This is a genomic window from Planctellipticum variicoloris (assembly GCF_030622045.1).
Classification (GTDB): Bacteria; Planctomycetota; Planctomycetia; order Planctomycetales; family Planctomycetaceae; genus Planctellipticum; species Planctellipticum variicoloris.
The window spans coordinates 484,713-502,200 of record NZ_CP130886.1 but is presented as its reverse complement, the minus strand read 5'-3'; the positions used below and the strand labels follow the sequence as shown (position 1 = coordinate 502,200).

The 17,488-nt window shown below is 64.1% G+C and carries 13 protein-coding genes; 7 read left to right on the top strand and 6 right to left on the bottom strand.

Going from position 1 to position 17,488, the window contains the following annotated elements; translation table 11 throughout:
- The first annotated feature begins 324 nt into the window (after positions 1-324).
- The 3 genes from ppc to SH412_RS01975 all read left to right on the top strand — a co-directional run bounded on the left by ppc (position 325) and on the right by SH412_RS01975 (position 5,745).
- Positions 325-3,093, top strand: a complete 2,769-nt coding sequence (gene ppc, locus SH412_RS01985) for a phosphoenolpyruvate carboxylase (RefSeq protein ID WP_336521829.1) — start codon at positions 325-327, stop codon at positions 3,091-3,093.
- Between the two features lie 116 nt (positions 3,094-3,209).
- Complete coding sequence (locus SH412_RS01980; RefSeq protein WP_336521828.1) at positions 3,210-4,454, top strand: M16 family metallopeptidase; 1,245 nt, start codon at positions 3,210-3,212, stop codon at positions 4,452-4,454.
- Positions 4,455-4,515: 61 nt separating this feature from the next.
- Complete coding sequence (locus tag SH412_RS01975; RefSeq protein ID WP_336521827.1) at positions 4,516-5,745, top strand: M16 family metallopeptidase; 1,230 nt, start codon at positions 4,516-4,518, stop codon at positions 5,743-5,745.
- 26 nt (positions 5,746-5,771) lie between these two features.
- Here the strand turns inward: SH412_RS01975 and SH412_RS01970 are convergent, their stop codons facing one another.
- From SH412_RS01970 to SH412_RS01950, 5 genes are all read right to left on the bottom strand, one after another.
- A complete protein-coding gene (locus SH412_RS01970; protein ID WP_336521826.1) occupies positions 5,772-6,797 on the bottom strand; it encodes a S1C family serine protease in 1,026 nt (341 codons plus the stop codon).
- Positions 6,797-7,270: a hypothetical protein gene (locus SH412_RS01965; RefSeq protein ID WP_336521825.1), complete on the bottom strand. Its 474-nt coding sequence runs from the start codon at positions 7,268-7,270 to the stop codon at positions 6,797-6,799. The genes SH412_RS01970 and SH412_RS01965 overlap by 1 nt, the downstream gene beginning before the upstream one ends.
- A 48-nt stretch (positions 7,271-7,318) precedes the next feature.
- A complete protein-coding gene (locus SH412_RS01960) occupies positions 7,319-7,852 on the bottom strand; it encodes an RNA polymerase sigma factor (RefSeq protein ID WP_336521824.1) in 534 nt (177 codons plus the stop codon).
- Between the two features lie 67 nt (positions 7,853-7,919).
- Positions 7,920-10,193, bottom strand: a complete 2,274-nt coding sequence (locus SH412_RS01955; protein WP_336521823.1) for an efflux RND transporter permease subunit — start codon at positions 10,191-10,193, stop codon at positions 7,920-7,922.
- Positions 10,194-10,259: 66 nt separating this feature from the next.
- Entirely contained in the window at positions 10,260-11,159 is a 900-nt protein-coding gene (locus tag SH412_RS01950) for a peptidylprolyl isomerase (protein WP_336521822.1), read from the bottom strand.
- Between the two features lie 166 nt (positions 11,160-11,325).
- On the opposite strand from SH412_RS01950, the gene SH412_RS01945 reads away from it, so the two are divergent.
- From SH412_RS01945 to SH412_RS01930, 4 genes are all read left to right on the top strand, one after another.
- Entirely contained in the window at positions 11,326-12,990 is a 1,665-nt protein-coding gene (locus tag SH412_RS01945) for an NAD+ synthase (protein WP_336521821.1), read from the top strand.
- Between the two features lie 89 nt (positions 12,991-13,079).
- Positions 13,080-14,279 (top strand): cofactor-independent phosphoglycerate mutase, encoded by a 1,200-nt coding sequence (locus SH412_RS01940; protein WP_336521820.1) that lies wholly within the window; start codon positions 13,080-13,082, stop codon positions 14,277-14,279.
- 359 nt (positions 14,280-14,638) lie between these two features.
- On the top strand, positions 14,639-15,433 hold the full coding sequence (locus SH412_RS01935) for a sensor histidine kinase (protein ID WP_336521819.1): 795 nt from the start codon (positions 14,639-14,641) through the stop codon (positions 15,431-15,433).
- 88 nt (positions 15,434-15,521) lie between these two features.
- A complete protein-coding gene (locus SH412_RS01930; protein WP_336521818.1) occupies positions 15,522-16,253 on the top strand; it encodes an SDR family oxidoreductase in 732 nt (243 codons plus the stop codon).
- A gap of 208 nt (positions 16,254-16,461) precedes the next feature.
- Here the strand turns inward: SH412_RS01930 and SH412_RS01925 are convergent, their stop codons facing one another.
- Positions 16,462-17,487 (bottom strand): glycosyltransferase, encoded by a 1,026-nt coding sequence (locus tag SH412_RS01925; protein WP_336521817.1) that lies wholly within the window; start codon positions 17,485-17,487, stop codon positions 16,462-16,464.
- Position 17,488: the final 1 nt, after the last annotated feature.

Below are 17,488 nucleotides of genomic sequence, written 5' to 3'. Positions count from 1 at the left end.
GCATCCACCGAATTATCTGTTGGAGAGGGTAATTCTAGTCTGGCTCGGAAGTCGAGTCGAGCGGAGTCTCAGACCGAGCCGGCCGATCAATTCGCAAGCACGATCGACTTGCGATATCGAAAGGCATTTGCGAGTGATCCGGCCTATGGCGTGCGCAGGGCTGCCCGAAAATCGAGCAATCGGATCGCACAGGCTTTCGGGTGAGGCATTAGAAATCGGGCACGCGTTTTCCGGACCCGAACGTGCACGGTAGGATGCCGGCGGACTCAAGCGTCCGGAGCCTCCAGTCACTCGAACCACCACGCCCGTTGAAGACCGACGACCATGTCGCAACCTCCCGTCCTCAAACATGATGTCGAAACGCTCCAGCATCTGCTCGAACAGATCGTCACCGAGCAGGCGGGAGAAGAGTCCTGTCGGCTGATCTCCCAGTTGCGGCAGTTGGCTCGCGAACGCCGCGTGGGACTGCCGGGGGCTGACGATCGGCTCGCCAGCCGAATTCAACAGCTCGACGAGGAAGAAATCGCGGTCGCCGTTCGGGCGCTGAGCATTTACTTCGATCTCGCCAACCTCGCCGAGGATCTGCAGCGGGTGCGCGTGCTCCGCGAACGCGAACTGGCTGCTGGTCGTCAACCGCGGCCGGAGTCGCTGGCGGCGGCCGTAGCGTCTCTGAAGCAGGCCGGGAAGTCGCCCTCGGAGATGCAGACTTTGCTCAACAAGCTGTGCGTCGATCTGGTCTTTACCGCCCACCCGACGGAGGCCAAACGACGAACGACACGGCGGATTATCCGGCAGTTGCGCGAGGAGTTGCGAGCCACGCACGGTGTGACTCTGTTGCCTCAGGAGGAGACCGCCGCCCACGAGCGAATGCTGAGCGAGCTGGCGCTGCTGTGGCAGATCGACCTGATGCGCCCGCAGCCGCCGACTGTTATGCAGGAAGTCGAGCGCGGGCTGTTTTTCTTCGACAATCTCTGGGAAGTCGCCCCCCGCCTGCGCGGCGAACTTCGCGCCGCGCTGAAGTCTCAGTATGGAGATCTCCCGGCGGAACCGGAGAGCCAGCCGGCCTTTGTGAAGTTCGGGTCGTGGATCGGCGGCGACCGGGATGGCAATCCCTACGTCACCGCGGACCTGACGGCCCGGACGCTGGATGTCCTCCGGAAAGCGGCGATCGAACGGCACCTCGCGGAGTGTCGGCGGATTTCGCAATTGCTGGTGATGTCGGATCGCCGGATCGCGGTTTCCCCCGAGTTCCAGACGGCGATGCAGGCGACGCTGTCGAAGTTCGCCGGCCTCCGGGCGGCGGCAGAGACGGTTGCCGACGTGGAAGTTTACCGGCGGTGGCTCAAGATCATCGAAACTCGTCTCTCGGCGGCGCTCGCATCGACGGGCGCTTCATCGAGCGAGAGTTTCGCCTATCGCGATGCACGAGAGCTGCTGGCGGACGTCGTTCTGCTGCGTAGGAGCCTGGTTCAGCATCGCGGAGATCGCATCGCCGCCCGTTACGTCGACGACTGGGTCGATCAGATCATCACGTTCGGTCTGCACTTCGCGACGCTGGATGTCCGGCAGGATTCTCGCGTGCATGTCGAAGTGCTGGCTGAGATGTTCAAGTGCGGCGGCAAGTGCCTGGACTACGGGGCGGCGACAGAAGTCGAGCGACAGTCGCTGCTGCTGCAGGGTCTCGCCGTCGGCAACGACGTGCTGCAGGAAAATCTGTCGGACATGGCCCGCGAGACGTTGTCGCTGTTCAAGTTGCTGGCTCGGACGATCCGGTCTCAGGGAGCCGAACGGCTGGGCGGTCAAGTCATCAGCATGACGCATTATTCGAGCGACGTCCTGGCGGTGCTGGCGCTGTGGCAATGGGCCTGGAAGGCCATCCCCGGCGATGGCCAGCGACCGCTGGCCTATCTGCCGATCGTGCCGCTGTTCGAAACGATCGACGACCTGCGTCGCGGCCCCGAAATTCTCGACGAGATGCTGTCAATTCCCCAATACAGGGATTATTTGGGAACCTCGGGCGAAGCCGAGCCGCAGCAGATCATCATGGTGGGATATTCCGACAGTACGAAGGACGGGGGATATCTGGCGGCGAGCGTCGGGTTGTACCAGGCCCAGGAGAAACTCGCGGAAGTCGCCCACAAGCACGGGATTCGCCTCGTCGTGTTCCACGGGCGCGGCGGCTCATTGGGTCGCGGCGGCGGCCCCGCCGCGCGGGCCATCCTGTCGCTCCCTCCCGACTCCATCAACGGCAGCCTGCGGATGACCGAACAGGGGGAAGTTCTCGCCGAACGCTACGACGACGCCAACATTGCCTTCCGGCATCTGGAGCAGGTCACCTGGGCGACGCTGCTGGTCAGCGGAGGGACTGCCGAGACTCCTCCGTCCGAGTGGACGGGGCAACTCGAACGTCTCGCCCGACGGTCATACCTGCGCTATCGCGAACTGGTGGAAGCCCCCGGTTTCCTGGCCTATTTCGATCAGGGAACTCCGATCTCGGAAATTGAGCGAATGCCGATCGGATCACGACCCTCACGTCGTCGCGAACGCAAGTCGCTGTCTGACCTGCGGGCGATTCCATGGACGTTCGCCTGGACGCAAAACCGGCACTTCCTTCCCGCCTGGTTCGGCTTGGGGACCGCTCTCGTGGAAGCCGTCCAGGAACGGAATGGCGACTGGTCCGAATTCCAGCAGATGTACGAGCGCTGGCCGATGTTTCAAGCGATCATCGACAACGCGACGCTGGCGCTTTCGAAGGCCGACATTGCCATCGGGCAACGCTATGCCGAGCTCGTCGACGATCCGGAAATCGGCAGGCGATTGTGGTCGATGATCGCCGGCGAGTTCGAGCAGAGCCGGGCCTCCGTCCTGATGATCACCGGGCAGCCCTCACTGCTGGCGGAAACGCCGTGGCTGCAGCAGTCCATCCAGGAACGGAATCCCTTCGTCGATCCGCTGAATCTGATTCAAATTGAACTGATTCGACGTCTCCGGACAGCCGCGGATTCCGGTGACGACGCGTCCGTCGAACGTCTCAGGCAGCTTGTCCGGCTGACAATCCAGGGAGTCGCCTCTGGGCTGCGAACCACAGGTTAAGGCTCGCGTTTCCACGCCCCGCGTTGTTTCAATCCCGCCAATCTGGAATACTTCGCAGATTCCGGCGGAGGCAGGCGTCTCTGCGGAAGTCCGCTTCCTCCGAGACTTTGTGCTGCATGAGCATTCCGCCCGTCATCGTTCCTCCGCCCGCCGGCGGCGGACTCACCTTGATTCTGGAACCGATGGCGGACGTCGAGTCTGCAGCCTTCTCGCTGCTGGTCCCGGCAGGGACGAGCTGGGAACCGGAGGGCGGCGGAGGAACTGCGGCCGCAGCGGTCGACTGGATGCTCCGCGGGGCCGGCCCCTACGGCAATCGCGAGTTCTCAGACGCGCTCGATCACCTCGGAGTCCAGCGGCACGAGTCCGTCGCCGCCCACCAGATGGCTTTTCACGGTGCGTGCCTGGGCGACAACCTGCCAGCGATCCTCAAGCTGTACGGCGAGCTCGTCCGGGCGCCCCGACTGGAAGAGGAATTCTTCGAACCGGTCATCGCGGGAGCCGAGCAATCGTTGCTGGCGATCGAAGACGATCCTCAAAAAAAGGTCATGGTCGAACTGACCCGCCGCAGCTATCCGGATCCCTGGGGCCGTCCCTCGGAAGGAAACCTGACGGACCTCGAACAGGCGACGCCCGACAGCGTCAGACAATTCTGCCAGGATCGAATTCGTCCCCAGGGCGCCATTCTGGGCCTCGCCGGGAAGTTTGATCCCGACCGGCTGATCCCGCAGATTCAAGCCGCCTTCGCGGGCTGGGATCGGCCGCCCGTCGACGGAGCCCCCCCCGAGACCGGCGATTTCACCCCCGGCTTCTCCCATCTCACGCAGGACTCCACGCAGACGCATATCGGCGTCGCGTTTCCCGCGGTGCCGTACCGCGACCCCGATTACTATGCGGCGTGGGCGGCTGTGGACATCCTCAGCGGAGGCATGAGCTCCCGGCTGTTTACGGAAGTCCGCGAAAAGCGAGGTCTCTGCTATTCGGTCTACGCCTCGCTGCATTCTCTGCGGCACGCCGGCCGGGTGCTCTGCTATGCGGGGACTACCTCCGAGCGGGCGCAGGCCACGCTGGATGTGCTGCTCGTCGAGCTGAAACGTCTTGCAAACGGCATCGAGCCGGCGGAACTCGCCCGCTGCCAGGCCCGGGCCAAGAGCTCGCTGATCATGGCCCAGGAATCCACCGGAGCGCGGGCGTCCTCGGCGGCCCGCGACTGGTTCCACCTCGGACGAGTCACGTCCCTCGAAGAAGTCCGCGGGCGGATCGAAGCCCTCACCGTCGACAGCGTGCTGGACTATCTGCGGCGCCACCCGGCCGAAAGCTTTTCGATCCTGACCGTCGGTCCGGAGCCGCTGGCTCAGGTCTGAACCGTTCAGCCATCCCGCTCCGTAAATCCTAGCGACCGACTTCTCCGCGGAACCGTCTCCCATGCCTCAGTTTCACCACGCTTCGCTCGAAAACGGCCTGCAGGTCATCGCCGAACTCGACACCACCGTCCAGAGCGTGGCCTTCGGGTTCTTCGTACGGGCCGGCTCGCGCGACGAAACCGACGAAGTCTCCGGCGTCAGCCATTTCCTCGAACACATGGCCTTCAAAGGGACGGAGAAGTTCTCCGCCGAAGACGTCAACCGCGTCTTCGACGAAGTCGGCGCGCAGTACAACGCGGCGACGGGCGAAGAGAGCACGATGTTCTACTCGGCGATTCTCCCCGAGTATCTGCCGCAGACGTTCGAACTTCAGTCGAGTGTCCTGTTTCCGTCGTTGCGGGAGACCGACTTCGACATGGAAAAGCAGGTCATCCTCGAAGAAATCGGCATGTACGACGATCAGCCGTCGTTCGTCGCCTACGAACACTCCATGCGCCGGTTCTTCGCCGGACATCCGCTCGGTCGCTCGGTCCTCGGAACGCGTGAATCCGTCGGCGGGCTGACTTCCGCGCAGATGCGGGATTATCACACCGCAAATTACCGGGCTGGGAACATCACGCTGGCGGTCGCCGGCCGCACCGACTGGCAAACGGTGCTCGAACTGGCCCGTCAGCACTGCAGTCACTGGCCGGCCGGCGATTCACCGCGAACAAAGCGTCCGCCACAGCCGGTCGCATCCCGGGAATGGATCGTCAAAGACTCCGTCCAGCTCGAACAGGTGATGGAGCTGGCGGCGGCCCCGAACGGCGCCGATCCGCTGCGTTACGCGGCGGAACTGCTGACGGTCATCGTCGGCGACGATTCCAGCAGCCGGCTTTACTGGGACCTGGTCGATCCCGGCCACGCCGAGGTCGCGGAAATCAGCTACAACGACTACGAAGACGCCGGCACCTATCTGACGTATCTGAGCTGCGAAGCGGAATTGGTCCGCGAGAACCGCGAGCGGATCCGGGCGATCTACGAGACGCTGAACCGGGACGGGATCACGGCGGACGAGCTGGAGCTGGCTCGGAACAAGGTCAGCACGCGGATCGTCCTGCGAGGCGAACGTCCGATGGGCCGGCTGTCATCGCTGGGGGGGAACTGGCTGACCCGGCGGGAATACCGTTCGGTCGCCGACGACCTGGCCATCCTCCGGGGGATCACGCTGGACGACATGCACCGGCTGATCGAGCAGTGGCCGCTGGGACAGACGGCGACGGTTGGGGTGGGATCGCTGACGGAGGAGTGAGCGAACGCTGCCGGGCGCGATCCTGCCTACTGCGACTCTTCCCGCTTCAGGCCCACGGCGGGCAGCGACGCTGTCTTGAGCGTCTGCTCGATCCGGGCGCGGACGGCCGGGTCCATGTCGCTGAGCTGAGACTGGACTTCCGGCAGATCGAGCGTCTGGGACAGTCGCATGGAGCCGGGGCCGGCCGCGATGGTGCGTTCCAGTTCGAACCAGCGGACCGCTCCCGACGCCTCTGGCTGCCGGACGCTGATCTGCAGCGTCCGTTCCGCGCCAAGCTGCCCGGGACTGCAACGAAACTGCACAGTGCGGGCCAGGAGTTTCTCGCGTTCCGCGGCGTCGAGGTGCCGGCCGGCGGCCTGCTGGACCGCCTCGGGCAAAGATTTGAGATCCTCACGCAATGTCGTCACGTCTCCCGACAGCGCTGCGGCCTGCGGCTGGCCTTTGGCATCGAGATACTCGAGGCTCAGATTGAACTGTCGGCCGTCTTTTGTCCGCAGCGTCAGGGCATGCAGCGTGCGGGGAATGGTTTCCACGGCCGCCAGGGCATCTGTCGGTTCTGGCAACAGGGAGCGTTCCGCTCCGCCGGATCCTGCCTGCGGAGGGAAATGTCGGGCAATCAGCGTCGAGACGGTCCGCTCCCCCAGAGGGACGTCGAGCGATTGCGTTTCCCCCTCGCGGATCACGCTCATCTTCAGGAGCTCGGCGGGCTTGCGACGGACAACTCGCTCTTTGAGATCATCCGGACGTCCGACCGGCTGGCCGTCGGTGGCTGCGATGATATCCATTGGCCGCAGCCCGGCCCGTTCCGCGGGCGAACCGGGGAGCAGGCGTTTGACCAGCAGGCCACGTCCGCCCGGCAACTGCCGGCGCAATTGCGTCGCCATCGCTTCGGAAACCGGTTCGGTGATGACACCGAGATAGACCTCCGTCTGGCGGGTCACCGTTTCGGTCGGCTGGCCGGAATCCTGCGCGGCGGTGCGCGGCAATTCGATCGCCAGCAATGCAGTGGAGGCAATGACGGCAATCAGGCTTCGGCAGATTGGCGAAGTCATCAATGGTCTCCTGCATCGTTGGATGCCACGGGCACAATGTCGATCGCCAGTTCGGGAACTTGCCACTCGATCGCTTCGCCGGAATCCGGAGCAACCCACGAAACCGTGGTCACCTTCAGGTCCGTCTGTTGCCGCATCAGGCCGGCGGTCGTCGCAAAGATTTCCCGCGGCCCCGGTTCCGTCACGGTCACGACGACTTCCTGAGGCGGCTTCTCTGTCGTTTGAATGACGGCTGGCGGTTGTCGGTCTGGCGGAGCGATCACAATCAGCAGCCCGGCCACAACGATTGCCGAGACGATCGTCGCCACTGTCCCGCGCGTCGCCTGGCGACGTTGTCGGCGGGCCGGGGCCGGCGACTGCCGGATCGCAGGCCGCGGCGGGACGCCTGGCATTTCCGACGGCCATTCGGCGGCGAAGAACCGCGTCAGTGCGCGGTCGACATCGGCGTCGGTCCAGGGATGGGAATCAGTCATGGCTCTCAGGCTGCAATCGGGGGCAAGGGTCGGTTTGCGGGAAACGAATCAGTCGCTTTCGGGAGGTTCGATCTGCATGCGGTTCAGGACGACGGCCAGGCGCTGGCGGGCGCGCGTCAGTCGCATATCGACCGAAGCGGCCCGAACCCCGAGCTGTTCGCCGATTCTCTGGGAGGACCAGCCGAGCGCGTACCGCAGGACCAGCACTTCCCGATCCTCCTCCCGCAGCTCCGCGAGCGCCTCCCGCATGGAAAGCTGCAGCTCATGTCGGAAAAACTCCTCTTCCGGCCCACTGTGGGACTCTGTCAGGTCGTGAAACTCGACGTTGGATTTCACCGAACTGGCTTTCCGTCGGGCCTGATCCCGCAGCCAGTTGCGTCCCACGAACAACAACCAGCCTTTGGGATCGCGAATCGGCTCTCCCCGGTGTTCCTGCAGCCGGAGAAACGCCTCCTGCACCGCCTCCGTCGACCGCTCCGGGTCGCTGCAGATCGTGTAATACAGCGCCCACAACTCCCGCGCGTACGCCTCGTACCACCCGGCGATCTGCTGAGACCATGCATTGCGGGACGGTGCCGTCATTGGCTCCCTGGAATCGCCCTGCCAGGCACTTTCCCGCTGCGGACAGGACGCAAGCGGGCGGAAAGTCTCACACGTCGCATGCGGGGGCGGGATCGGAAGAGCCATATGGCCTTGCGTCCACCATCCGCAAGAGAAGCGGTAGCAGTACGAGATTGCCGAACAAGCCGCCCAGCATCGAGACGCTCACGAGAATTCCAAAATAGACCAGCGGGATAAAGTGCGAGAGGGTCAGCACCGAAAATCCCGCCACGAGCGCCACATTGGCAAACACCAGGGCCAGCCCGACCCCTTGGCTGGTGGCGTCAAGTGCTTCGCTGACCGAGGCGCCGCGACGTCTGGCGGCGTGATACGACGTGATATAGTGCACACTGGAATCGACCGTCAGTCCGAGCGAGACGCTGGCGATCATCGCGGTGGCAATGTTCACCGGCAGTCCGATCCAGCCCATCGTACCGATGACCAGCAAAATCGGAAAAATATTAGGGATCAGTGAAATCAGGCCGATCCGCAGACTGCGAAACGCGATCGACATCTGAATGGTCAGCGCCGCCCCCGCCAGGAGCGAACTGGTGAGCTGGTCGCTCATCAGACTTTCAATAATAAACGTCAGCAGGACAAACAGCCCGGTGGCGTTCGATTCCGGAAACCGCTTGCGGGCCAGTTGTTCGACGTCCTCAATCAGCTTGAGTTTTGTCTCGGAAGGCTGCCGCTCCATGGCCCGCAGCATGATCCGCATCCGGCCGGCTTTGGGGTTGTAGAGGCTGGAGGTGAATTCGGACTGAATGCCGCTGAGGAGGCCCAGCCGGGTCTCCAGCGACAGCCGAGTGAACAGAATCCGCTCGGGAATCAGGTCCAGCCCATCCGTGATCGAAACGACTTTGGTCAGTCGATCCTGCGTCGTGCGAAGTTCGAGCTGACGCAGGTCGTCAGCCAGCCCGCGGACCTGACCGAGAAATTCTTCGGTCAACCGAGCCGGAGCCGGAAAGCTCACTTCCCAGGTTCCCGCCCCCCCCAGCTTGGATTCAAAGAACTCCAGCGCCTTCACCACCGGGCTTTCCGCCCGGAAATTCTTGCTGAAGTCCGTTTCCACCTGGAGACGAAACAGCCCGGCTCCGCAGACGGTCATCAGCGTCGCCATGCTGACGCCAATCAGCAGCGGCGCCCGTTCAACCGCCCCCGTGATCCGAGAGAGCGCACCGGCGATCAGATGTTCGGCCGGGACAACGGATGGAGTCTGAGTGACCCGGCCCAGCAGGATTCCCGCCGGTACGATCGCCGCCGCGGCGACAGCAACCATCAGGGTCGCCAGCGTCATCATCACGCCGAAGCTTGCGACCGGCAGAATGTGGCTGGTGATCAGCGCGGCAAAGCCCGAGGCCGTGGTCACAATGGTCCAGAATGTCGGCACGATCAATTCCGCCAACGTCGCCCGGGCGGCGTCGACCCGGCCAAGCGTCGCCCGTTTGTCTCGATAGCGGACAGTGACGTGCATGACTGTGGCAATGCCGATGATCGTCACCAGTGAATTCAGCATCGAGCTGACCATGCTGAGCTGCAGCCCGCTCAAGACCAGCACCGCCCGCGTCCAGAGGAGCGAGACCTGCACCACAATAATCGGCAGCAGCATCCAGCGCAGGCTGCGAAACAGAACGATAATCACGATCATCAGCAGACCGGTCGACGCCGCCCCCAGCGTGCCCCCGTCTTCTTCCACATAGCGAAACATCTCGTGGACCTGGATCGGTTCTCCGACTACTACAGCGGGCAGTTCGTGCGCGGCGGCAATCTCCCGGATCTCACGGAAGGTTTCCGCCCGGGGCGGCGCCGCGGCCCCGGGCGGCTTGAGCCGCGCGACGATCGCCGTCGTCACGCCGTCGGAACCCAGCAGAATTCCCGTCAGGAACTCCCGGATCTTGCTGCGGCCGTATGGAAACCGGAGCGCGTCGGCCAGACTCTGAATGCTCCCCGGCTCGATGCCCGACAGAGCACGGATTTTATCCGCGAGAGCGTTGATCCGATCCTGCGCCGCCTGCGACAGCTTGTTGGATTCGGCATCTTCGAACAGATCGGGATCGGCGTAGGAGACGATGACGAATTCGTCACCGCCAAACGTGTTCCGGCTGACGCGGTAATCGATCAGCCGCGGGTGAGACTCGGCGTAAAGCGACTCAATCGACTGTTCGAACTGCAGTCGCGACGCCGGAAACCAGGCGAGCGCCGCGAGGATCAGGGCTCCGATCCCCAGAAACGGCCACAGCCCGATCAGCCAGCCAGCCAGCATCTGCGTCCAGTCCGGTGTTGAGTCCGGGCTGGTCGTGGAAGGCGGTTCGGCGGGCTCCATAGTGCGACGTTCTTGACGGAAGTAAGGGGGAGGAAACGCTTCAGCGGAAGTCAGCAGCGGTCGCCACTACAGTTTGGGGCGAGTGATCTTCACTTTGCCCCGCTGCTGTTTCGCAGTCTGCTCCCAGATCCCCTTGCCGAACACCTCCAGAATCTGCGGCCGTGCGTCTTCCAGGCTTAATTGCCCGGGAATCCGCTCCTCGACGAACACCAGATGGACGCCGAACGGACTGACCACCGGTTCGGTGATCTCGCCGGACTGGAGGCGAAAGGCGGCCTGCGCCACCGAAGCGGGAATTCGACCGCGGAAAGGAATGATCCCCAGGTCGCCGCCAGTTTCTTTACTGGGAGACTCGGAGATCTCGCGGGCGGCGGCGGCGAAGTCTCGTTGGCCGGCCAGAATTTCCTTGCGAACGGCGGCCAGTCGCTGTTGACGGATCTCAAGATCCTTCGGAGGCGCGTCTTTGGGAAGCTGTAGAACAATGTGCCGGGCGCGGATTTTTGTCCCGTCGAACTCGGACCGATGCTCGTCGAAATACTGGCGAATCTGCGTTGCATGAACCGTTCGTCGGACGTATTCCGCCCAGGCCAGCGGCAGCGAAAGCTCCTGTTCGAGCTGTTCCTGCGTGAACCCGAGCCGCGTGAGGAACGCCTCTGGCTCCTCCTGCCGACGGCGAATCAGCGCCTCGACCTGCTGCAACTGCTGGGCGAGAAGTTCCGGATGGGCAGTGACCTTTTTCTCCGCGAGAAACTGCCGGATCAGCTCTCGGTCGATGGCCTCGTCGACGATGCGATCGGGAATCTTCGCTCCACGGTCGAGCGGTTCGCCGCGCAGCTCCGCCAGAAACGTGACGTCGCGGATCGAAATCTTCTGACCGTCGACCTGGGCAACATAGCCCGGTTCGTCGGCGTCGGCGAACCAGGGCGCAATCAGGACCGTCAAGAGCATGAGGGAGCTGGCGGACACGGAGAATCCTTCCCGGCACGTCGGCACAGTACGGGTCAAATCGATGTTCGGGTAGTATACCCATCCGCGAGTTCCGGGCGAAATGCGTCGGGCCGACTGCATGCGGAACGGCATCGGGCGCCCCGCCGGACCCGATTTCGGTCGTCCTCTTGAAAATGTGTGTCGAATGAAGATTGCGCTGGCTCAGCTCAACCCGACTGTGGGGGATTTGTCGGGGAACATCCGGCTGATCGAACGGGCAATTGCCGAGGCCGAAACGGCGGGCGCCGATCTGCTGGTCTGCAGCGAACTGGTCATCAGCGGCTATCCCCCCAAGGACCTGCTGCTGCGGGAAGGCTTTGCGGTCGCCTGCGACCGGGCCGTGGAGAAGCTGGCCGCCCGGACGGCCGGCGGCCGGCTGGCTCTGCTGGTCGGGCATCCGTCGGCCCGCGGCTTGCCGGATGACCGGGTCGCCAACGCCTGCAGCCTGCTGGCCGACGGCCAGATCGTCGACACGATCCACAAACTGCTCCTGCCGAACTATGACGTCTTTGACGAGCGGCGCTACTTCCGCCCCGCCGATCGCGTCCGCCCCATCGAATTCCGAGGTCGGAAGCTGGGCGTGCATATCTGCGAGGACGCCTGGTGGGGCGAGGCGGACACGTTTTACCACACGGACCCGTATCTGTTGCCCGATCCGGTGGCCCAACTCGCCGCGGCGGGGGCAGAGATTCTGATCAATGTTTCCGCCAGCCCGTTTGAGGCGGGCAAGGTAAACCGCCGGGACGGAATTCTCCGTCGGCACGTCGACCGCCATCACCTGCCGTTTGTCTTTGTCAATCAGGCCGGCGGCAACGACGACCTGGTCTTCGACGGCCACAGCGTTGTGCTTGATGGACGCGGAAGCTGTATCCTCCGGCTGAAGGGCTTTGAGTCACAGTTCGCAATGGTCGACCTGGACCGATTGCCGCAGCCCGTTCCGCCGCGCGACGTTCCGCCGCCCGCCGATCTGCTCGATGCACTCATTCTGGGCCTCGGGGACTACATGCGGAAGTCGGGTTTCACCGACTGCGTGCTGGGGTTGTCGGGCGGAATCGACAGCACGCTCGCCGCCTATATTGCCGCCAAAGCCTGCGGCCCGGATCACGTTCACGGTCTGCTGATGCCCAGCCGCTACAGTACCGACCACAGCATCAGCGACGCCCGCAAACTGGCGGAAAACCTGGGAATCGACGCTCAGATCGTGCCGATCGACGCCGTCCACAAGTCCTATGAGGCCACTCCCGTCGTCGGAGCGGATCTGGCCCTGTCGCCCGCGGGGCTGGCCGATCAGAACCTGCAGGCCCGCATCCGCGGGGCGATGGTGATGATCCGCAGCAATCACTACGGCTGGCTGGCGCTGGCCACTGGAAACAAGAGCGAACTGGCCGTCGGCTATTGCACGCTCTACGGCGACATGGCCGGCGGCTTCGCCGTCCTGTGCGACCTGCTGAAACGCGACGTCTACGCCATCTGCCGCTACATCAACGATGTCCGCGAGGGCCGGGAAGTCATCCCCCGGCATGTGATCGACAAGCCCCCCAGCGCCGAACTGGCCCCCGACCAGTTCGATCAGGACACCCTCCCCCCTTACCCCGTTTTGGATGCCATCCTGCAGGGGCTGGTCGAGGACGAACTGTCGGTCGAGACTCTCAGCAAACTGCACCCGGCGGAAACGGTGAAATGGGTCGCCCGCCGGCTCGACCGCAACGAATTCAAGCGCCGGCAGATGCCCCCCGGCATCAAGCTCTCGCCGCGGGCCTTTGGCAGCGGACGCCGGATGCCGATGGCCGCAAAGTTTGAAATCGAGTAGACGCACCGGACTCGAAAATCCGCGGGCTGCCCGGCCATAATCCGGGTTCGAGTCACCCAATCCACGCAATGACGAAAACTTGCCGACCCATGAAATACGTCCTGATCATTCCCGATGGCGTCGCTGACGAACCCCAGCCTTCCCTGGGAGGCAAAACGCCGCTGCAGGCGGCGGAGATTCCCCAGATGGATGCCGTCGCCAGCTCAGGCGTCGTCGGGCGGGCCGATCATGTGCCGGCTTCAATGCCCTCAGGATCCGACGTCGGCACGATGAGTCTCTTCGGCTACGACCCGCTGCGGTTCCATACCGGCCGCGCCCCGATCGAAGCCGCCGCGCAGGGAATCGAACTTGGCGACAACGACTGGGCCGTTCGCTGCAATCTGGTGACCGTTCTCGACGGCGTCATGAAGAGTTTCACCGCCGAGCAGATCTCCAGTGAACTGGGGCGGCTGCTCTTGGAGAAAATGCAGCAGGCGCTTCCGTCGGGCAGCCACTGGCAGTTCTGCCCGGGAGTGAGTTATCGCAATCTATTGATGTATCGCGCTGGCGACTGCAAAGGTCCCTTCAGCAGCGAGACGTTCACCACGCCGCCACACGACATTACCGATCAACCAATCGCCCCGCATCTGCCGCAGGGACCGGGATCTGAAGCGCTGCTGCAGCTCATGCGACAGAGCGTCGACGTCTTTCGCGGGGTTCCCGAGAACCTGTCGCGCGGCACTCACCCCGCCACGCAGATCTGGCTGTGGGGACAGGGCCAGCGACCGGCGCTGACGCCGTTCCTGGACCGATTCGGGAAGACCGCCGCCGTGATCACCGCCGTGGACCTCCTCCGCGGAATGGGCCGGTTGCTGGGCTGGCAGGTGGTGGAGGTCGAAGGGGCCACCGGGTATCTCGACACCAACTACGCCGGCAAGGGACAGGCCGCCATCGAAACCCTCAGGTCCGGCACGGACTTTGTCGTCGTCCACGTCGAAGCGACCGACGAGGCCTCGCATGAAGGGAATGCCGCAGAGAAAGTGCGGGCGCTGGAGAACATGGACCGTCACATCGTCGCGCCGGTGCACGAATACCTGCGGAATCAGGGTGACTATCGGCTGCTGATCTGTCCCGACCACCCGACATTTCTGCGGACCAAGACCCACAGCCACGGCTACGTCCCGTTCGCCCTGTGCGGGACCGGCATCACTCCAGCCGGAGCGGAGACATACGACGAAGCGGTCGCCGCGGCGAGCGGATTGTGCCTGGACCGGGGCTGCGAACTGATGCCGCTCTTGTTTCGACCGTAAAGTCCCCACGGTATCGCCACAACTTCCACACCACCCATTCTCTCTGTTCTCCCGCTTCGGCACAAAGCTCGTTTGCGTCAGGGACATAACATTCTTGCGGAACGGCGTTTACCGCCCATTTCACGCGGGTGGCGTCATTCTCCGAGAAACCGGCCACCTGGAGAAACAGCTCGCGGAACCGGCAACGTGCGGCGCAATCCGCAAACTCAACCCGGTTCCGCCAGACCCGCCACAGCCCCCTTGCGGAGGGACCTGCAGGGGACTCCACCGGCGTGCGCAGTCGCGATGAAGCTCTCTCGGGACGCCGTCCGATAGCCACTCTCGGTGAAGATCGGCAGAGGCGTTTTCCAGGGCGGGTCATGAGCGAACGAGAGTTGCAGGCGCAGGTCGAGGAACTTCAGCAGCAGGTGCGGCAACTTCAGGCGCAACTGATGCAGGCGCAGAAGATGAGCGCCGTCGGTTCGCTGGCGTCTTCCATCACGCACGAGTTCAACAACATCCTCACGACGGTCATCAACTACGCCAAGATGGGGATCCGGCACAAAGACGTCGCCACCCGCGAGAAAGCGTTCGACAAGATCCTCGCCGCCGGCCAGCGGGCCTCGAAGATCACGACCGGCATGCTCTCGTACGCCCGGCCGCAGGGCGACCGCAAGGAACCGATGGACCTGATCAACCTCGTCGAGGACGTCCTGATCCTCGTCGAAAAAGACTTGCAGCGTTACCGGATCCGCGTCGAAACCCGCTTCGAAGGCCGTCCCTGGGCCAGCGTCAACTCGGGCCAGGTGCAGCAGGTCCTGCTCAACCTGATCATCAACGCCCGCCAGGCGATGGCCAACGGCGGCAACCTGACCGTCGCCGTCCGCTCCGACGGGACCGCCGGTCTGGCCGAGATCATGGTCCGCGACACCGGCTCGGGCATCCCCGCCGAGAAGCTCAAGAAGATTTTTGAGCCTTTTTTCACAACGAAAGAAGTCGATTCCCAAGGCCAGGGGGGAACGGGCCTCGGTCTGTCGCTTGCGAAGGACGTGATGGAGTCGCATGGCGGCCGGATCCGCGTGGAGAGCGCCGTCGGTGCGGGAACCTGCTTCACGTTGAAGTTCCCGCTGGTGATCGCCCCGACCGCCACGCCTCGGCTGCAGAAGGTCGGCTGATTCCCGGCTCCGACAGAGTTGCAGAGAGCGACCGTCGCCTGGCATGCTGACCCTCATGGCGGAATGGTCCGCCCGTGAGGACCGCAGAATGACTCAGGATCTGGCCGGACAGACGGCCGTTGTCGTTGGGGCCTCCAGCGGCATGGGGCGGGCCATCGCCGGCACGCTGGCCCGTGCCGGCGCTCACGTTGTCGCCTCGGCCCGGCGGGCCGACCGGCTGGCGGAGCTGCAGACGCAACTCGCCGACGAAGGGGTGCAGATTGACGCGTGCTCCGGCGACGCCGGCAATGTCGCCGACGTTGACCGGCTGATGGCTCAGGCTGCGGCGAGAACCGGCCGTATCGACTTGCTGGTATACGCCGCGGGAACCAACACTCCGCAACGGGGGCTCGACGTCCTCAGTCCAGAGGGCTGGGCGCAACTCCTTGATGCGAACCTGACTGGAGCGTTCCTCTGCACGCGGGCCGCAGTCCCGGTGATGGCGGGCCACGGCGGGGGGCTGATCGTCTATCTCTCCTCGGCGGCGGTGCAGCGGCCGGATGTTTCGGGTGTGGCGTATCAGGCCAGCAAGCACGGCCTCGTCGGGCTGGCGCATGGGACGCGGGTCGAACAGAAGTCGCACGGCATCCGGACGTCGGTCATCTTTCCGGGCCTGTGTGATACGGACATCCTGCTGGCCCGCCCGGTCCCGACTCCCCGCGAAGTTCTCGACCAGGCCCTGCAGCCGCAGGATGTGGCCGACGCGGTGCTGTTTCTGGCGAAGCTGCCGGCCCGGGCGCTCGTTCCGGAGCTGGAGCTGGTGCCCACATCGCTTTGGTAGAAAAACTGCCGATTCCGGACCGTTCTCCTCGTTCCCAGGCTCCGGCTGAGAATGCTGTCTTCGGACGCTCAACGTCCTTCTGGTTGGCGCCTCGTTGGCGGTCTGACGGCAGACGAGGCAGAGCCTCGGAAGAGGGCGTTCCCAGGCGGGAGCCTGGGAACGAGGAAAGCTGCAAGATCTGATCGTTCGCGATTCCTCCCGACTTCGCTCACCGCGCGCTGCTCGCCACCGACTCGCGAATCGCCGCCGCGTATTGGTCGGCAATGGCGTCGGGGTGGCGGGCGCGGAGGACGTATTCTCGCAGTTCCGGCGTCCGGGCTGCGAATGCCGGCCATTGGTCGAGCACTTCGGCAACTCTCTCGCCGAGGTCCGCGAAGTCGGGACGGCAAGCGACGTAGTGCCGGTCGTCGAGCGGCAGGGCGGAGTCGATGAAATCGGTGCGGGGCTTGATCAGCACGCACCCGGCGAGCAGGGCCTCGTAGTCGCGGATGCAGGTTTCTCCCCAGCCCCAGGGCGAGACGCAGATGCGGGACCGCTGCAGCAGCTCGCGGTACTGCTGATCGGCAAAGACCCGTCCGTGCCCGAGAACGGTCCGGATGCCATGCAGACGCGAGAGCCTCTCAATGGCCGTTTCGCGATGCCAGGTGATCGTCGGGCAGGAGTAGTCGACAGAGACCGCACAGAAGACGTCGATCGGACGCTTTCGGTCTTCCCGAAAACCACCGCACGGTTCCAGCGGAGCACATTGGTCGAACGCCCAGTAACCGACGCCGAGCCGGATTCGCGAAAATGCCTGCTCGGAAATCGGTTTGACAATGGTCTCGGATCCGGCCGGCAACCCCGAGGGTTGTGCGTCGCGAATCAACCGGGCGTGATAACTGGAGTCGGTTCGTTCCGTGTTGTAGGAGTGGCGCGTGGGATAGCGCGAGATCTTGATCAGCCCGAGCAGATTCGGGGACTCAAGGATGGTACGGACAACCTGCCCCTGGGGCTGAAATCGCCACCACAGGAACGCTCCGTCGGTGCGATCGAGCAGCACGAGCGGGCGGTCGGCGGCTGGCGGACCGTGATCGCTGTCGGCGAAGACGAAATCGCCGGAGGTCGGATGGAACTCGATTCCCCGATCGCGGAGTCGCTCGTGGACGCGCGCGAACGGCATCAGAAACTCGTCATTGAGTTCGATTGCGCGACGGAAATCGATATTGGTCTGGAACCGCAGAGCGCCTGCGCCCATG